20 protein-coding genes are annotated in these 16,623 nt (G+C 74.3%); 13 read left to right on the top strand and 7 right to left on the bottom strand.

Annotated elements, in window-relative coordinates; genetic code table 11:
* Nucleotides 1-79: 79 nt before the first annotated feature.
* From LY71_RS14750 to LY71_RS14735, 4 genes are read right to left on the bottom strand one after another with little or no spacing between them, the layout of a single operon-like run.
* Entirely contained in the window at nucleotides 80-406 is a 327-nt protein-coding gene (locus LY71_RS14750; protein WP_106278891.1) for a TraR/DksA family transcriptional regulator, read from the bottom strand.
* Entirely contained in the window at nucleotides 403-1,020 is a 618-nt protein-coding gene (locus tag LY71_RS14745; protein ID WP_106278888.1) for a class I SAM-dependent methyltransferase, read from the bottom strand. The genes LY71_RS14750 and LY71_RS14745 overlap by 4 nt, the downstream gene beginning before the upstream one ends.
* Nucleotides 1,017-2,288 carry a YibE/F family protein gene (locus tag LY71_RS14740; RefSeq protein ID WP_245887912.1) on the bottom strand — a complete coding sequence of 424 codons (1,272 nt, stop codon included), beginning with the start codon at nucleotides 2,286-2,288 and terminating at the stop codon, nucleotides 1,017-1,019. The genes LY71_RS14745 and LY71_RS14740 overlap by 4 nt, the downstream gene beginning before the upstream one ends.
* 45 nt (nucleotides 2,289-2,333) lie before the next feature.
* Nucleotides 2,334-2,816, bottom strand: coding sequence for an STAS domain-containing protein (locus LY71_RS14735; protein ID WP_106279104.1), 483 nt, complete (start codon nucleotides 2,814-2,816; stop codon nucleotides 2,334-2,336).
* 163 nt (nucleotides 2,817-2,979) lie between these two features.
* Between LY71_RS14735 and LY71_RS14730 the strand changes: the two genes are divergently transcribed.
* The 8 genes from LY71_RS14730 to ubiG all read left to right on the top strand — a co-directional run bounded on the left by LY71_RS14730 (nucleotide 2,980) and on the right by ubiG (nucleotide 9,385).
* Nucleotides 2,980-3,474 (top strand): Hsp20/alpha crystallin family protein, encoded by a 495-nt coding sequence (locus LY71_RS14730; protein WP_106278886.1) that lies wholly within the window; start codon nucleotides 2,980-2,982, stop codon nucleotides 3,472-3,474.
* Nucleotides 3,475-3,580: 106 nt separating this feature from the next.
* Entirely contained in the window at nucleotides 3,581-3,973 is a 393-nt protein-coding gene (locus LY71_RS14725) for a helix-turn-helix domain-containing protein (RefSeq protein WP_245887911.1), read from the top strand.
* A 33-nt stretch (nucleotides 3,974-4,006) separates the two neighbouring features.
* Complete coding sequence (locus tag LY71_RS14720) at nucleotides 4,007-4,315, top strand: metal-sensitive transcriptional regulator (RefSeq protein WP_281261610.1); 309 nt, start codon at nucleotides 4,007-4,009, stop codon at nucleotides 4,313-4,315.
* Between the two features lie 20 nt (nucleotides 4,316-4,335).
* On the top strand, nucleotides 4,336-4,545 hold the full coding sequence (locus tag LY71_RS14715; protein WP_211297354.1) for a heavy-metal-associated domain-containing protein: 210 nt from the start codon (nucleotides 4,336-4,338) through the stop codon (nucleotides 4,543-4,545).
* A 25-nt stretch (nucleotides 4,546-4,570) separates the two neighbouring features.
* Nucleotides 4,571-5,437 carry a hypothetical protein gene (locus tag LY71_RS14710; protein WP_106278880.1) on the top strand — a complete coding sequence of 289 codons (867 nt, stop codon included), beginning with the start codon at nucleotides 4,571-4,573 and terminating at the stop codon, nucleotides 5,435-5,437.
* A complete protein-coding gene (locus LY71_RS14705) occupies nucleotides 5,434-7,701 on the top strand; it encodes a heavy metal translocating P-type ATPase (RefSeq protein ID WP_106278877.1) in 2,268 nt (755 codons plus the stop codon). Before LY71_RS14710 ends, LY71_RS14705 begins: the two co-directional genes overlap by 4 nt.
* Before the next feature lie 372 nt (nucleotides 7,702-8,073).
* Nucleotides 8,074-8,526: an SRPBCC family protein gene (locus LY71_RS14700; RefSeq protein ID WP_170121368.1), complete on the top strand. Its 453-nt coding sequence runs from the start codon at nucleotides 8,074-8,076 to the stop codon at nucleotides 8,524-8,526.
* Between the two features lie 76 nt (nucleotides 8,527-8,602).
* Nucleotides 8,603-9,385, top strand: a complete 783-nt coding sequence (gene ubiG, locus LY71_RS14695) for a bifunctional 2-polyprenyl-6-hydroxyphenol methylase/3-demethylubiquinol 3-O-methyltransferase UbiG (RefSeq protein WP_106278871.1) — start codon at nucleotides 8,603-8,605, stop codon at nucleotides 9,383-9,385.
* 658 nt (nucleotides 9,386-10,043) lie between these two features.
* Here the strand turns inward: ubiG and LY71_RS14690 are convergent.
* Nucleotides 10,044-10,670 (bottom strand): class F sortase, encoded by a 627-nt coding sequence (locus LY71_RS14690; protein WP_245887910.1) that lies wholly within the window; start codon nucleotides 10,668-10,670, stop codon nucleotides 10,044-10,046.
* Nucleotides 10,671-10,914: 244 nt separating this feature from the next.
* The gene (locus LY71_RS14685) at nucleotides 10,915-11,376 is read right to left on the bottom strand and encodes a hypothetical protein (RefSeq protein WP_106279097.1); all 462 of its coding nucleotides are present in this window, start codon (nucleotides 11,374-11,376) and stop codon (nucleotides 10,915-10,917) included.
* A 379-nt stretch (nucleotides 11,377-11,755) separates the two neighbouring features.
* Here LY71_RS14685 and LY71_RS14680 point away from each other — a divergent pair, with 379 nt between their 5' ends.
* A complete protein-coding gene (locus LY71_RS14680) occupies nucleotides 11,756-11,977 on the top strand; it encodes a hypothetical protein (protein WP_146146152.1) in 222 nt (73 codons plus the stop codon).
* A 258-nt stretch (nucleotides 11,978-12,235) separates the two neighbouring features.
* Here the strand turns inward: LY71_RS14680 and LY71_RS14675 are convergent, their stop codons facing one another.
* Nucleotides 12,236-12,886 carry a TetR/AcrR family transcriptional regulator gene (locus LY71_RS14675; protein WP_106278864.1) on the bottom strand — a complete coding sequence of 217 codons (651 nt, stop codon included), beginning with the start codon at nucleotides 12,884-12,886 and terminating at the stop codon, nucleotides 12,236-12,238.
* 185 nt (nucleotides 12,887-13,071) lie between these two features.
* Between LY71_RS14675 and LY71_RS14670 the strand changes: the two genes are divergently transcribed.
* Genes LY71_RS14670 through ddaH form a run of 4 tightly spaced genes read left to right on the top strand, consistent with a single transcriptional unit; the run spans nucleotide 13,072 to nucleotide 16,595 of the window.
* The gene (locus tag LY71_RS14670; protein WP_211297353.1) at nucleotides 13,072-13,971 is read left to right on the top strand and encodes an ABC transporter substrate-binding protein; all 900 of its coding nucleotides are present in this window, start codon (nucleotides 13,072-13,074) and stop codon (nucleotides 13,969-13,971) included.
* The gene (locus LY71_RS14665; RefSeq protein ID WP_211297352.1) at nucleotides 13,968-15,071 is read left to right on the top strand and encodes an amino acid ABC transporter permease; all 1,104 of its coding nucleotides are present in this window, start codon (nucleotides 13,968-13,970) and stop codon (nucleotides 15,069-15,071) included. The genes LY71_RS14670 and LY71_RS14665 overlap by 4 nt, the downstream gene beginning before the upstream one ends.
* A complete protein-coding gene (locus tag LY71_RS14660; RefSeq protein ID WP_106278858.1) occupies nucleotides 15,068-15,811 on the top strand; it encodes an amino acid ABC transporter ATP-binding protein in 744 nt (247 codons plus the stop codon). Before LY71_RS14665 ends, LY71_RS14660 begins: the two co-directional genes overlap by 4 nt.
* A 1-nt stretch (nucleotide 15,812) precedes the next feature.
* Nucleotides 15,813-16,595, top strand: coding sequence for a dimethylargininase (gene ddaH / locus LY71_RS14655; RefSeq protein ID WP_106278855.1), 783 nt, complete (start codon nucleotides 15,813-15,815; stop codon nucleotides 16,593-16,595).
* Nucleotides 16,596-16,623: the final 28 nt, after the last annotated feature.

The following is a 16,623-nucleotide window of genomic DNA, read 5'->3' as shown; positions in this document are numbered from 1 at the left end:
GACCCCGCTGCCCCCCACGCCTCGCTGGCGCTCGGCGCGGGCCCCTGCAGCGGGCCGCTCGAGCAGTCGGGACGGCGGCTCAGGTCGCGCAGGTGATGCAGGTGCGGGCGGTGGGCCGGGCGGCGAGGCGCTCCGGGGCGATCGGGCCGCCGCAGGACTCGCAGCGGCCGTAGGTGCCGCCCTCGACGGCCCGGACCGCCGCCTCGGCGTCGGCCAGCCGGCGGCGCGCGGCGGCCAGCAGCGCGGCCACCTGCTGGCGCTCGAAGGCGATCGTCGCGCCCTCGGGGTCGTGCTCGTCGTCGGCGTTGGAGGCGCGGGAGGCCGCCACGATCTCGTCGAACTGGCGGGTCAGCGCGTCGATCTGGGCGAGGGCGGCGGCCCGCTCCTCCCCCAGCGGGTCGCTCACAGCAGGCGCCGCAGCAGCCGGAGCGAGCCGGTGCCGGGCAGCTCGCTGAAGTCGCCCGAGTCCAGCACCCGCCGGTAGACGCCGAAGGGTGCCTGGCCGCCGTCCGCGGGGTCGGGGAAGACGTCGTGGATGGCCAGCGTGCCGCCGACGGCGAGCTTGGCCACCCAGGCGTCCTGGTCGCGGCGGGCGGACTCCTCGGTGTGCGAGCCGTCGAGGAACAGCAGCGCCAGCGGCGTCGACCACAGCGGGGCGAGGGTCTCCGACCGGGTGACGACGGCGACGACGACGTCCTCGGCACCGGCGTCGGCGATCGTGCGGCGGAACCGCGGCAGGGTGTCCACCAGCCCCACCGCGGGGTCGACCAGGGACGGATCGTGGTACTCCCAGCCGGGCTGGTGCTCCTCGGAGCCGCGGTGGTGGTCGACGGTGACCACCTGGCGGCCGGTCTCCCGGGCCGCGGCGGCCAGGTAGAGCGCCGACTTGCCCATCCAGGAGCCGATCTCCAGCAGCGGTCCGGGCACCGCGACCGACCGGGCGGCCTCGTAGAGGGCGTGCCCCTCGTCGGGGGGCATGAAGCCGGGGGCCGCCTCGGCGGCGGCGAGGAGGTCGCTCATCGGGCGAACCTCGCACGCAGCGCCGAGATGCGCCGCTCGGGCGCCGCCCCGGCCGCGGTGGCGAAGAACGCGCCGGCCGCGGTCGTGACCGGGACGGCGAGGACCAGCGCGATCGCCCCGGCCAGCGTCCGTACGACCTCCTCGGCCACCACCGCGCTGGTCAGGGTGACCCCGGCCGGCCGCGAGTAGAGCTCGAAGATCAGCAGCAGCGGCAGCGCGGCCCCGGCGTAGGCGAACACGATCGTGTAGACGGTCGAGGCGATGTGGTCGCGGCCGACGGCCATGCCGCGGCGGTAGAGCTCCCGCCACCCCATCGCCGGGTCCACCTCGTGCAGTTGCCACATGGCCGAGGCCTGGGTGATCGTGACGTCGTTGAGCACGCCCAGCCCGGCGACCACGCACCCGGCGATCACCAGGCCGGAGAAGTCCAGGGTGGGGTCGTAGGTCGCCAGCGTGGTGGTCTCGTCGGTGGTCAGCCCGGTCAGCCGGGCCACCCCCACGGAGACCGACCCGAGCAGGGTCACCAGCGCCAGGCCGAACAGCGTGCCGATCAGCGCCGTCGTCGTCCGCGCGGACAGGCCGTGGGCCAGGTACAGGACGACGAACATGATCGCCGCCGAGCCCACCAGGCTGACCAGCGTCGGGGAGGCCCCGGTGAGCAGCGCGGGCATGACGAACTGCAGCAGCACGTAGAAGGCGAACGCGAGGCCGACCAGGGACGCGAGCCCGCGCAGCCGGGCGACCACCGCGACGACGACGGCGAAGGCGACGGTGAGCACCACCAGCGGCGTGGTCCGCTCGAAGTCGAAGAACTGGTAGCTCAGGCCGCCGTCGGCCCCGGCGTCGCGGGTGAGCACGATGGTGTCGCCCTCGGCCACGCCGTTGGCGACGACGTCGGCCTGCAGGTCGACCTGCTGGTAGTCGCCGGCGCCCTCGCCGTCGAGCACCTCGACGACCGCGGTGGCGCAGGTGGCCTGCCCGCCGCCGGTGTCGCCGCACGGGAACGTCTGCAGGGAGACGACCCGCGCGTCGGGGTAGGTCTGCCCCGGGGGCAGGTAGGTCTCGGCGACCTGCTGCGCCTGCGTCGGCTCGTCGCCGGGCCAGAGCACGACCAGCCCGATGACGGTGGCCAGCCCGGCCGGCACCAGCACCACGAGCATCAGCCACACCGCGCGGCGGCGGCGGGCGAGCACCTCCGGGCTCGGGGGCGGGGCGTCGGGGTCGGGCCCGTGGGCGTGCGAGTGACCGTGCGGGGTGGAGGCGGGCACCCGGCCAGGCTAGGAGCAGGCGACGCCGGGTCCCGCCCGACACCCTCAGGCGCTGCGGCCGCCCGGGCCGTCCGGCCGCGGCTGGGCACCCGACGGCGGGGAGCCGCCGGCGCCGGCGGGACCGTCGTCGTCGTCGACCACCTCGAAGCGCCGCCACAGGCCGGTCAGCTGCAGCGGGCGGGCGACGGTGGGCGGCGGCTCGACCAGCGCCACGGTGACCGCGCGCGGCTGGGTCATCCGCTGCAGCTGCACCAGCACGGCCATCCCGGCGGAGTTCATGAAGGTGACCCCGGACAGCTGCAGCTCCAGCCGGTGCAGCGTCGGCGTGGACAGCAGCTGGTCGGTGACCGCGCGGACCAGCGGCCGGCGGGCGGCCTCGGTGAGCTCGCCGACGACGGTGACGGACGAGACGTTCCCGTCGAGGGTGGCGGTCACCTGGGGCTCGGCGCCGTGCGAGGCGCCCGGAGAGGCGTCGGGGCCGGCGTCCTGACGGGCGGCCGGGTCCCCGGTGGAGGCGTGCTCGTCCATGCCGGGGGTCTGCCCCGCCCCCGCCGATCCCATGCGCGCCGCGGAACAAACTCGTGCGGTGGATGTTTACACGGGTGCACGCCTGAGGTAATCTCCAGTTGCCACTAGAGGTTCACCCTCGGGCAGCGAACACATATCCCGGATCTCCCAGGAGGTTCACGACATGGTGCTCACCGCCTACGACCCGTTCGCCACCACGTCCGCCGCCCTGCGCGCGCTGGACCAGCTCGCCGGCCGGACCGGCACCGCCCGCGCCCTGTCGGGCATGCCGATGGACGCCTACCGCGTCGGCGACAAGTTCGTCGCCCACTTCGACCTGCCGGGTGTCGACCCGGGCTCGATCGACCTGTCGGTCGAGGGCACGACCCTCACCGTCAGCGCCGAGCGCTCGGTACCCCAGCTGGAGAACGCGGAGTGGGCCGTCGCCGAGCGCCCCTACGGGGCCTACACCCGGCAGCTGGTCCTGGGCCGCAGCCTCGACACCGACCGGCTCGAGGCGAGCTACCACGACGGCGTGCTCACCGTGAGCATCCCGGTGGCGGAGAAGGCCCGTGCCCGCAAGATCACCGTCACCCGTGCCGACGTGCCGGCCCAGGTGGAGGGCCGGACCATCGAGCACGAGTCCGGCGACCAGGAGCAGCGGGCCGTCGAGCGGTGACCGGCGGGCCGACCCGCTGATCGGTCACCCGAACCGGGGGCCGGGCCAGTCGTGGCCCGGCCCCCGCGGCGTTCCCGGCACCTCACCCCGACCGAGGAGGACCCCCGTGGCCACGGACAGCGCCCGCCGGCCGGACGACGAGCCGGTCGAGCCGGCCGCCGACGCCGTCCGCCGGCTCGACGACCCCGACTTCCCCGCGCTCACCATGAGCCAGGCCGCGGCGCTGCTCGGCGTCCAGGCGGCCTTCCTCCGCAGCCTCGACGGCTCCGGCGTCCTCCAGCCGCACCGCTCCCCCGGCGGCCACCGCCGCTACTCCCGCCACCAGCTCGTGCTCGCCGCGCGGCTGCGCGGCCTGCTCGACGAGGGTCACACCCTGGCGTCGGCCGAGGTGATCCTCGGCCTGCAGGACGAGCTGGCCGAGTCGCGCGCCACCACCAAGCGGCTGCGCGCCACCGTGGACCGCCTGCGCGCTGACCAGGAGGACCCCGCCGTCGGATGAACCCCTGGGGGGTAGGGGTGTACAGTGGGTCCCGTGAGCGATGCGGAGACCCCCGGCCACGTCCACGGCTACATCCACCGCAAGGACGACCACCTCAAGCGGCTGCGCCGCATCGAGGGCCAGGCCCGCGGCCTGCAGCGCATGGTCGAGGACGAGAAGTACTGCATCGACGTCCTCACCCAGGTCTCGGCGATGACGTCGGCCCTGCAGTCCTTCGCGCTCGGCCTGCTCGAGGAGCACCTGTCGCACTGCGTCGCCGAGGCCGTCGCCAGCGGCGGCCCGGAGGCCGACGCCAAGGTGCGCGAGGCCTCGGCCGCCATCGCCCGGCTCGTCCGTTCCTGACCCCCCGAGAGGACTCCCCCGTGAGCACCACCAGCTACACCGTCGTCGGCATGACCTGCGGCCACTGCGTCACCGCGGTGACCGAGGAGGTCAGCGGCCTGCCCGGCGTCACCGACGTCGCGGTCGACCTCGACAGCGGCGGCCTGACCGTCACCAGCGACGCCCCGCTCGACGACGACGCCGTCCGCGCCGCCGTCGAGGAGGCCGGCTACGAGGTCGCCGGCCGCTAGGCCGGCCCGTGGCGAGGAGGACCCGATGCGCACCGCCGCCCGGCTGGGCGCCACCGTGCTGGGGCTGGCCGCCGTGCTCGGCGCCGGATGGGGCGTCGGCGCGCTGGTGGGTCCGGTCGGCGCGCCGGCGTCCGCCGCCGAGCACGCCGAGGACGAGGACCACGCCGCGGGCGGGCACGAGCCCGCCCCGGTGGACACCGGCCTGCCCGCGGGCCTCGCCGTCTCGGCCGAGGGGCACACCCTCGACCTGGCCGCCGACGCCCTGCCCGCCGGCGACGCCGTCCCGCTGTCGTTCCGGCTGCTCGGCCCCGACGGCACCCCGGTCACCGCCTACGAGACGGTGCACGAGCAGGACCTGCACCTCGTCGTCGTCCGCCGCGACCTCAGCGGCTACCAGCACCTGCACCCCGAGCTCGCCCCCGACGGCACCTGGACGACGGCGGTGGCGCTGCAGCCGGGCTCCTGGCGGGTGCTGGCCGACGCCACCCCCAGCGACCTCGGCTCCGGCCTGGTGCTCGGCGCCGACCTCGCCGTGGGCGGGACCGGCGAGCCGGTGCCGCTGCCCGCGCCGTCGTCCACCGCCGAGGTGGACGGCTACACCGTCACCGTCGAGGGCGACCTGGTCGCCGGTCAGGAGTCCGAGGTGGTGGTGCGCGTCGCGCGCGACGGCGTCCCGGTGACCGACCTGCAGCCGTACCTGGGTGCGCGCGGCCACTTGGTGGCCCTGCGCGCCGGCGACCTCGGCTACCTGCACGTGCACCCGACGACCGCCTCCGGCGCGGAGGTCCGGTTCGCCGTCGAGGTGCCCGCGGCCGGCGCGCACCGGCTGTTCTTCGACTTCCGGCACGGCGACGTCGTCCGGACCGCCGCGGTCACGGTGGACGCGCGATGAGCGGCCCCACGCAGATCGAGCTGTCGATCGGCGGGATGACCTGCGCGTCCTGCGCCGCCCGGGTGGAGAAGAAGCTCAACCGGATGGACGGTGTCACCGCCACCGTCAACTACGCCACCGAGAAGGCGCGCGTCTCCTACGGCGGGGAGGTCACGCCCGAGGACCTGATCGCCACCGTCGAGAAGACCGGCTACACCGCCGCGCTGCCCGCGCCGCCGGAGGAGGACGTCCCGCAGACCGACCCCGACGCCGGGCTGCGCACCCGGCTGGTGGTGTCCGCGGTGCTCACGCTGCCGGTCGTCGCGCTCGGCATGGTCCCGGCCTGGCAGTTCACCTCCTGGCAGTGGCTCTCGCTCACCCTGGCCGCGCCGGTGGTCGTCTGGGGCGGGCTGCCGTTCCACCGCGCCGCCTGGACCAACCTGCGGCACGGTGCGGCCACCATGGACACCCTCGTCTCGCTCGGGACGGGTGCGGCGTTCCTCTGGTCGCTGTACGCGCTGTTCCTCGGTACCGCCGGCGAGCCGGGCATGGTGCACGGCTTCTCCCTGACCGTCACCCGCACCGACGGGTCCGGCGACGTCTACCTCGAGGCCGCCGCCGGCGTCACCACCTTCCTGCTCGCCGGGCGGTACGCCGAGGCGCGCGCCAAGCGGCGGGCGGGCTCGGCGCTGCGGGCGCTGCTGGAGATGGGCGCCCGCGAGGTGTCCGTGCTGCGCGGCGGGGCCGAGACCCGGGTGCCGGTGGACGCCCTCGGCGTCGGCGAGCTGTTCGTCGTCCGGCCCGGGGAGCGGGTGGCCACCGACGGCGAGGTGGTCGAGGGCTCCTCGGCGGTCGACGCGTCGATGCTCACCGGCGAGTCGGTGCCGGTGGAGGTCGGCCCCGGGGACGCCGTCGTGGGCGCCACCGTGAACGCCGGCGGGCGGCTGGTGGTGCGCGCGACCCGCGTCGGCGCCGACACCCAGCTGGCCCAGATGGCGCGGCTGGTCGAGGAGGCGCAGAACGGCAAGGCCGCCGTCCAGCGGCTGGCCGACCGCGTCTCGGGCGTCTTCGTCCCCGTCGTCCTCGCGCTGGCCGCGGCCACGCTCGGCTTCTGGATCGGTACCGGCGCCGGCCTGGCCGGGGCGTTCCCCGCCGCGGTGGCCGTGCTGATCATCGCCTGCCCCTGCGCGCTCGGGCTGGCCACGCCGACCGCGCTCATGGTGGGCACCGGCCGGGGCGCGCAGCTGGGCATCCTGGTGCGCGGGCCCGAGGTGCTGGAGTCCACCCGGCTCGTCGACACCGTGGTGCTCGACAAGACCGGCACGGTCACCACCGGCCGGATGAGCCTGGTCGACCTCGCCGCCGCCGACGGCGAGGACGCCGGCGAGGTGCTGCGCCGGGCCGGTGCGCTCGAGGACGCCTCCGAGCACCCGATCGCCGCCGCGGTGGCCACGGCCGCCCGCGAGCGCGGCGGGGAGCTGCCCGCCGTCACCGGCTTCCGCGCCGAGGCGGGGCTCGGCGTGCGGGGCACCGTCGAGGGGGTGCCGGTGGTGGTCGGCCGGCCGTCGCTGGTGGGCGCGCTGCCGCCGGAGCTGGCCGCGGCCGTGGCCCGTGCCGACGCCGCCGGGCGGACCGCGGTCGCGGTCGGCTGGGACGGTGCCGCCCGCGGGGTGCTGGTCGTGGCCGACACCGTCAAGCCGACGTCGGCCGCCGCGGTGCGCCAGCTGCGCGACCTGGGGCTGCGGCCGGTGCTGCTCACCGGCGACTCCGCGGCCGCGGCCCGCGCGGTGGCCGCCGAGGTCGGGATCGACGAGGTGGTGGCCGAGGTGCTGCCGCGGGAGAAGGTCGACGTCGTCCGGCGGCTGCAGGCCGAGGGGCGGACGGTGGCGATGGTCGGCGACGGCGTCAACGACGCGGCCGCGCTCGCCCAGGCCGACCTCGGGCTGGCGATGGGCACCGGCACCGACGTCGCCATCCAGGCCAGCGACCTGACCCTCGTGCGCGGCGACCTGCGCGCCGCCGCCGACGCCGTCCGGCTGGCCCGCCGCACGCTGTCGACCATCAAGGGCAACCTGTTCTGGGCCTTCGCCTACAACGTGGCGGCGATCCCGCTGGCGATGGCCGGGCTGCTCAACCCGATGGTGGCCGGCGCGGCGATGGCGCTGAGCTCGGTGTTCGTGGTGACCAACAGCCTGCGGCTGCGGCGGTTCCGGCCGCTGCCGGGCAACACGGAGGCGACGTCGGCCCTGCCCGCGGGCCGCGTCCGGGAGCACGCCGGGCGCTGACGGCGCAGGAGCGCCGCCGGATGCCCCGCGCTGCGTACCGGTGGCCGTCGGCCTGAACTCCGGGGACCACCACTGCCCGCACAGGGAGACGTGGCAGTCCGCCCCTGTCAGCGGCGCCTCGGTGGACACTGTCCTCCCGTGCTGGCGTCTTGCCAGGAGAGCGTCATGACGAGCACGCGCAGCGGTCCGCGATGCACCGCTCCCCCCGGTCCGTCCCGATCCTCGTGGCGCACCGGTGGGCGGGCATGGGCCCCCCACGGACACCTCACGCTCCCAGGGTGGCTGCCGGCCACGGTGACCGACACGGCTCCGGTTTCGGCGTTCGTGGGCGCCAGCCTCCGGACGCGTCGCATGGCAGAGAGGAGAGGTGGAGTGCAATCAGTGGACGCGTCGGCGGTGTTCCCGCTGAGCCCTGAGGAGACCTGGGACCTGCTCTTCGGGGACCAGCTGCGCCACATCGTGCAGTTCTCCCCGACGGTCGCAGCAGTCGAGGACTACGAGATGCGGCCGGACGGGACGCCCCGCTACACGATGGTCAACAAGCTCGGACCGCTGCACAAGCGAAGCACGTCTGACTACGCCACGTTCGAACGCCCGACCCATTCCGCCAACCGCGTGCTCGGCCTCCCGGTGGGTGGCACCTTCCACGTGACGTTCCGGCCCGTGCCTGAGGGGACCCGGGTGAGCGGGCACTGGGAGATGGAGGCACGGAACTGGCTGGGTGGCGCGCTGCTGCGCGCGGTGCACCCGCTGTTGACCTGGTACCTGCAGCGCGAGGTGGACGCGTGGGCTCGGGGAGTCGCACTCCGGGACAGGAGTGCCTGACCCCGACCGCCGGCTCTGCACGACACCCCCGTCGCGACATCTCACACGTCGCTCACCGGATCACGAGGAGGTTCCAGTGCCGATCGACAACGACGTCTACAACAGGCACGCCGCCAGGTGGTGGGATGAGGACGAACCGCTCAACCTGCTGCACGGCAGCGTCACGCCGGCGCGCTTCGGCTACTTCGTCGCTGTCCTGCAGCGTCTCGGCCGGGACCCCTCCGGGCTCCGCGCGCTGGACATCGGCTGCGGAGGTGGGTTCCTCGCGGAGGAGTTCACCCGCGTGGGGTGTCGAGTCGTCGGCGTCGATCCGTCTGCGCCCTCGCTCGAGACCGCCCGCCGACACGCAGCCGAGGCCGGACTGGAGATCGACTACCGCGTCGGTTCCGGGGAGGCCCTGCCGGTGCAGGACGGTGAGTTCGACCTCGTCTACTGCTGCGACGTCCTCGAGCACGTCACCGACCTCGAAGCAGTGATCCGCGAGACCGCTCGTGCGCTGAGGCCTGGCGGGATCTACCTGTTCGACACGGTCAACCGCACCATCGCCAGCAAGCTCCTGGCCATCAAGGTCATGCAGGAGTGGCGCATGACCCGCGCGTTCGACACCCCGGTGCACGACTACGGCATGTTCATCAAGCCGGAGGACCTCGCCACCACGATGGCTCGCCACGGGCTGCGCCTGCACGAGACGGTGGGCTTGGGACCGCGAGCCAAGAACCCGGCGAGCGCTGTCCTCGGCTTCGTGCGAGCCCAGCGGGGACGGATGTCATACGGGGAACTGAGCCGCAGACTCGACTTCGGCCAGACGAGGAGCCGGGCAGTGTCGTACATGGGTTACGCGACACGGGACGTGCGGTGAAGCGGAACGGAGTCCGTCACCCACGGGTGCGACCCCGGGCCCGACCGAGTAGAGCTCGGGAGCGTCGCGCAGGAACGGGTGGACGTTGCGCCGCTACTTGCGCGACGCTCCCGCGGCCGCGAGAACTCTGGGGGCCGGATGACGCGCGTGGTGGTCACGGCGGGTTGTGTCGGACTGTTGTGGGTGAGCGGGGTCGGTACGGCTTCCGCTGCTCCCGCCGGGACCGGGCACAACTGCGCTGGAGTCGTGGTGAGCCAGGCGGCGGGGCCGGGCTTCGGCTCAACGGTCTCGGGCGCAGCGGATCAGCAACTCGTGGACAACCTCGGGCTCGCCAACTGTGGACAGGCCAACCGCAACAACCCCTAGGTACGATCACCGGCTGGATTCGGGGCCGGCCTCGATCGGTGGACCTCGTGAGGGGACGGCCGCCCGAATGCAGGGATCCGCTCGGCCGAGGCACGCAACTCCTCCGCGCCTGTCCGTCGACGGCCGAGACCCAGTCCGGCAGGCGTGCGGATCCGGCGTCGCACGTCCTGAGCCGGGCATCCACTGGTCCATCAGGGCGACGTCCGTCAGTCGCGGGGCATCTGCTGGGCCTGCTTCCGATCGCCCTCGACAGGGCCTGTCTGTGCGGGGATCGCTCGGGATTGCTGGGTTGTCAGCCGGCCGCTGCGAGGCTGGCGAACACGATGACGTTGTCCTGGTAGTCCCCCGTGTGCTCGTCGAAGGCCCCGCCGCAGGTGATCAGGCGCAGACCGGCGTGCTCGATGTCGCCGTAGACCTCCTCGGTCGGGAAGTCGTCCTTGGCGTGCTCCTCGACGCGGTCGACGCGGAAGGTCGCGGCGGTGCCGTCGGCGCGGTCGACGACGACGGTGTCCCCGGGACGCAGCTCCCGCAGCCCGTAGAAGGCACCGGGCTCGCCCTCCCAGTCGACGTGGCCGGCCAGCACCGCGGGCCCGAGCTGGCCGGGGGTGGGGCTCCCGTCGTACCAGCCCACGGGATGGGCGCCCGGCGGGACCTCCATGGACCCGTCCCGCTCGAGGCCGAGCTCCATGATCCGGGAGGTGACCCCCAGCGCCGGGATCTGGACCCGGGTCGGAGTGCTGGCCGGCAACTGCGGCGCGGCGGCCGCCGCGCTGGCCAGTTGAGCGGGAGGCGCGGAGGGGGTGGCGGTCGCAGCGACCGGCGGTGCGGCCACGGCGACCGGGACGTCGAGCCGGACGGGGTCGCTCGTGTCCTGGGGCAGGACGACGACCGCGGCGACCCCGGCGGCGGCGAGCACCACCGAGGTGCCCGCCCAGACGCGGGCGGCGGTGGGCCGGGAAGGGCGGCGACCGGTTCGTCCGTAGCGGGTGACCCGGGGCGGCCGGGCGAGGAGGGCCTCGAGCTCGGCGTCAGCGTCGGCGTCTGCCGCTCGTGCCGGAGGGAGCGGCGGGGGGTACGCCCCGACGATGCGCACCGCGCCACCCGCACCGGTTCCTGACGGGCCGGGGCGGGTGGCGCGTGCGCGGTGGTGCACGTCGGAACGGTCAGACGGTCGCGCGGGAGCTGCGCCGGGCGGCGAACGCGGCGCCACCGGCCGCGGTCAGGGCGACGCCGCCGAGGACGTAGGGCAGGGCGCTGGCCTCGTCGCCGGCCGAGCTGCCGTCACCGGCGGCCACGGCACCCGCGGGCCGGGTCGAGACCTGGCCGCCACCGCTCGTGGCCGCGACACCGGTGGACCCGGCCGTCGTCGCGCTGACCGCACCGCTCGTCCCTCTGCTCGGACGGTCCTCGCACGCCAGACCGGGGACTCCGGTCGAGGCGGTCCCGGGGGGACCGTCCAGGCCGTGCGGGTCGCTCGTGTCCTTGTCGTATTCGGCCTGGGCGTCCTCCTGGTACTGGAAGTCCTCGCACTTGTAGAGGTCGGCGGCCTGGGCCGTGCCGGAGAGGCCGAAGGACAGGGCTGCGGTGAAGAGGACACCAACAGCGGCGGTGGTACGACGACGCATGGTTCGGACTCCGAAGATCTGTGGGGCGAGACGGCTGTCACCCTCACACACCGGAGCCGTTCCGATACGGCTCGTACGGGAACCGCTTCTGCTGACCTTCGGCCCATCGACTGGCAACCCTCGCCACGCGTGCCCACACGCGTCTCACGCGTCACTCCGACCTCATCACCACCCTCGGGGCGACCTGGTGGCGGAGTCCCTGAGCACCTCGGCGGACGAGACGCAGGGGTTCTGGTGGCGACCTCCGCGGTTCCGTCCTATGCGGTTCCGTTGACGCACAGCGATGACGCGCCCAGGAGTGCTTGCCACCGGCCCCCAGGACCCCGTTGTCTGCTGGCACCGGCGCCGGGAGGCGGTGCCGCGGGAGGGGGAGCACGGGATGCCGATCTGGACGGTGCGCACCACGGGCGGCGAGGACGAGGAGATCGAGGCCGGGCTGCTGGCGACGGAGAGCGGTGCCCTGGTCGCCCTGTCGCAGGACGGCCTGCTCACCCGTGCCTGGGCGCCGGGCCAGTGGCGGACGGTCCGGCAGGTCGCCGACGCGGGGAACCACCCGGTGGACGCGGAGGACGCGCTGCTGATCGGGCTGCCTCGCGGCTGATGCGACCTGCGTGCGAGGACCGCGCGGCACCGGTACTCGCACGCAGGTCGACGCCCGGTCGCGGGGCGCGATGAGCCCCCGCGTCACGGGCCGAGGTGCTGCCGGGTAGGCACACGTCCGGTCCGTGGACGACCTCGAGTTGTTCGTCGCGCCGGTGCCGCTCGGCACGGGGACGCCGCCGCTCGACCCGGCCGGGCCTCCCGTGCGCCCGGTGCTGCGGGACAGTGAGGCCTGGCCCGGCGGCTCGCCCCGGACGCGCTATGCGGTCGCCGCCGTCGACCCGGCCCCGCGGCCGTCGAGCGGGGGCTGCGCGGACGACCCGACGGTCAGGCTGCGCAGCACCTGCTCGCAGACCGCCCGCATGCGCTCGAGCGTCATGCTGCGCGACCCGAGCAGCACCTGGAGGGCGAGGCCGTCGATCATGCCGATCAGCGCGTTGGCGACCACCACGGGGTCCTCGTCGCGGAACAGGCCGGCGTCCTGACCGTCGCGGACGATGCTCGCCACCAGCCGCCGCCACTCGCCGTAGACCTGCTCGTTGAGCTCCTGCAGATCGGGGTCGTGCAGCGCCTCCACCCAGAGCTCGGCCCACACGTGCCAGGCGCGCACGGTCTCCGGGTCGCCCGGCAGATAGGACTCGACGAAGGCCCGCAGCCGCTGCGGGGGGTCCTGGTGCTCCTCCAGCAGGTGGCGCCGGCGCTCCAGCGACCGGGTGAAGTTCCACTCGAAGGCCGCGCGCATGAGGGCGGTCTTGGTGTCGAAGTAGTAGTGGACCGTGCCGCTGCTCGTCCCCGCGCGGCCGGCGACGTCGGCGATGCGCAGCGACTTGAAGCCGATCTCGGACACCACCTCGCAGGCGGCCGAGAGGATCTGCTCCCGCCGCTCCGCCTCCACGCTGGGTCTGGGCACGCCCCCTCCTCCCCTGCGCCGATCCCCCGTTCTGGACTGACTGGCCAGTCAACTTAGAGCAGCGGCCGGTCGTGGCACAACGCCCTGACCAGGTGCGACGCGTCCCCTTGACAGCCTCTCGTGAGCCACGCCACGCTCTCCGCCGGATTGATAACTGACGGGTCCGTCAACCATCGGAGGGTAACGTGCCGACTGCCAAGAGAACGCTCCTGGCGTCCCTGACCACACTGACCGCCGTCCTCGTGGCCGGGTGCTCCGGCGGCTCCGGCGGCAGCGAGGCCAGTGCCGGCACCGACGGCGGCGGTGGTGGTGGCGGCTTCGGCGAGTGCGAGCTCTACGGCGAGGCCGGCTCCATCGAGCTGGAGCCGGTGACCGACGGCGTGTTCACCGTGCAGACCAACCTGCCCTCGCCCGGCTGGTGGAAGGGCGAGACCCCGGAGTCGATCAACGGCGGCTACGAGTACTGCCTGGCCGCGAACGTCGCCCACCGGGCCGGCCTGGACTCCCTCCGGGTCGACAACGTGTCCTTCGACGCGCTGGTCGCCGGGCAGACGCAGGACTTCGACATGGCGATGGCCCAGATCTCGGTGACCCCCGAGCGCGAGGAGGTCGTCACCTTCTCGGCGCCGTACTTCGACTCCAACATCGGGGTCCTGGCGCCGCCCGACGCCGGCATCGACGAGGGGAACCTGGCCAGCAAGAGGATCGGCGTCCAGCTCGGGACGACGGCCGTGGAGTTCGCCCAGGGCGAGCTGGCGCCGGAGCAGGAGGTCCAGGTCTTCCCGGACACCACGGCGCTCGTGACCGCGGTCAGCTCCGGCGTCGTCGACGCGGCCGTCATGGACACCGCGATCCTGCTCGCGTTCGCGAAGAACTCCGGCGGCACGCTCGAGGTCGTCGGCCAGTACGAGAGCGGCGAGTCCTACGCGGCGATCTACCCCAAGGACTCGCCGAACGGCGACGCCATCAGCGGGGCCATCGAGGCCATGCGCGAGGACGGCACGCTCGACGAGCTGTCGGCGACCTGGCTCGGCCCCGAGCTGGGCGGTGACCCGGCCGCCGTCCCGGTCTGGTCCGTGCAGTGAGCAGCAGCACCGTGACCAGCGGCGCGGAGACCGAGGCGGTCGCGGCGGAGCCGACGCCTCCCCAGCGGGTCCTGCCGACCGCGGTCGTGGCGCTGCTGGTCGCGGTGCTGTGCGCCCTGGCGGCCGCGCTCGCGCTGTGGTCGCTGCACCGCATGCTCGAGCCCCCGGCCGCGGTGGACGCGCTGCTCGTGGCGCTCGCCGTGGTCGCGCTCCTGCCGCTGGTGCCCGCCGTGCGCGCCTTCGGCGACGACCGCAGGCGCGCCCGGCACCTCGCCGCGGGCCGGCTCGCCCCGGCGCGGCACCAGGCGGCCTCCGGCCGGGAGCACGCGCACACCGCGATGGGCTACGCGCTCGCCGTCCTGATCTGCGCCGGCCTGGTGTGGTTCACCACCGCCAACGACGGCGCCATCACCACGACGTTCCTGCGGTGGGAGTTCCTCCGGTCCAGCTTCGCCAACGTCCTCGACGCCTTCTGGATCAACGTCGAGGTCGCCGTCGGCGCCCAGCTGCTGGTCCTCGTGGTCGGCCTGGTGGTCGCGGTGATGCGGCTGCTGCCCGGCCGCGCCGGCCGGCCGCTGCGGTGGCTGGCGATCGCCTACGTCGACACCTTCCGCGCCATCCCCAGCATCATCACGCTCTACCTGGTCGGCTTCGGCCTGAAGCTCGCGCAGGTGCCGGTCTTCAAGGACCTCTCGCCGGTGTGGCTGGCGATCATCGCCCTGACGCTGACCTACTCCAGCTACGTCGCCGAGGTCTACCGGGCCGGCATCGAGTCGATCCACCCCAGCCAGTGGGCGGCGGCCCGCTCGCTGGGCCTGTCCTACGGGATGACGCTGCGCACGGTGATCGTCCCGCAGGCGGTGCGGCGGATCGTCCCGCCGCTGCTCAACGACTTCATCGGCCTGCAGAAGGACACCGCGCTCATCGGCGTCATGGGGGTCACCGACGCCTTCGCGCAGTCCCGGCTGACGGCCTCCAACGTCTTCAACCTCACGCCGGTCATCGTGGTCGCCGTCCTGTTCGTGCTCATCACGATCCCGCAGGCGCGCTACGTCGACCGGCTCCTGGCCAAGGAGCAGACCCGGACGGGGCGGTCATGACGTTCCTCGAGATCCACGACGTGCACAAGAACTACGGCGAGCACGAGGTCCTGCGCGGAGTCAGCCTGGAGGTGGCCAAGCACGAGGTCGTCTGCCTCATCGGCGCCTCGGGCTCGGGCAAGTCCACCCTGCTGCGCTGCATCAACGCCCTCGAGCCGATCCGGTCCGGGGAGATCCGGGTGGCCGGCGACGTGGTCAGCGGCCTCGGGGTCGACGTCAACCGGCTGCGCCGCAACGTCGGCATGGTCTTCCAGTCCTACAACCTCTTCCCGCACATGAGCGTGCTGCGCAACGTCACCCTGGCCCCGGTCCGGGTCGGCGGGCGGTCGCGCGCCGAAGCCGAGGAGAAGGCGCTCGCGCTGCTCGACCGGGTGGGCATGAAGGACAAGGCCGGCGCCTACCCCGACGCGCTGTCCGGCGGCCAGCAGCAGCGGGTGGCGATCGTCCGCGCGCTGGCGTCCGACCCGCAGGTGCTGCTCCTCGACGAGATCACCGCGGCGCTGGACCCGGAGCTGGTGGGCGACGTGCTGGCCATCGTCCGCGAGCTGGCCCAGGACGGCCTGACCATGCTGCTGGCCACCCACGAGATGGGCTTCGCCCGGGAGGTCGCCTCGCAGGTGTGCTTCCTGCACGAGGGCCGCATCCTCGAGCGCGGCACCCCCGCGCAGATCTTCGAGGACCCGCAGGAGGACCGGACCCGCCAGTTCCTCGGCCGGGTCCTCGCCTCGGGGAGGCTGTGAGGTGACCTCCGCAGGCACGGCGCTGGTCCGCCGCCCCACCCCGGACCTCGCCGAGGGCATCGTCACCCACCTCGAGCGGGTGCCGGTCGACGCCGACCTCGCCGCCGCGCAGCACGCCGGTTACCGGGCGGCGCTGGCCGACGCCGGCTGGGACGTCCGCGAGGTCGAGCCCGCACCCGGCTGCCCGGACGCCACCTTCGTCGAGGACTCGGTCGTCGTGGTCGACCAGCTGGCGGTGCTCACCCGCAGCGGCGCCCCCGCGCGCCGGGCGGAGGTCGCCGGCACCGAGGCCGCGGTGCGCGAGCTCGGCCTCGACGTCGTCCGCATCGACGGCGAGGGCACCCTCGACGGCGGCGACGTCCTGCAGGTGGGCCGCACCGTGTACGTGGGCCGCGGCGGGCGCACCAACGCCGAGGGCATCCGGCAGCTGCGCGCGCACGTCGCGCCGCTGGGCCGCACCGTCGTCCCGATCGGGCTCAAGGCGGTGCTGCACCTGAAGTCGGCGGTGACCGCGCTGCCCGACGGCACCTTCCTGGCGCTGCCGGAGCTGCTCGAGCCCGGGGTCCTGCCCGCCGCCCGGCCGGTCGACGAGGAGCCCGGCTGCCACGTCGTCCCCCTCGGCGGGGACCGGGTCCTGATGAGCGCGGCGGCCCCGCGGACGGCCGACCGGCTCGCCGACCTGGGGTTCACACCCGTGGTCGTCGACATCGGCGAGTTCGAGAAGCTCGAGGGCTGCGTGACCTGCCTGAGCGTCCTCGTCCCGGCGTCGTCGCCCGGCGCCTGACCTCTCCTGCGTGCACCGGCCGGCGTCC

It is taken from the genome of Geodermatophilus tzadiensis, from assembly GCF_003002915.1.
GTDB lineage: Bacteria > Actinomycetota > Actinomycetes > Mycobacteriales > Geodermatophilaceae > Geodermatophilus > Geodermatophilus tzadiensis.
Note: the sequence above shows the minus strand (reverse complement) of the source record. Positions and strands in the feature narration are given on the sequence as shown.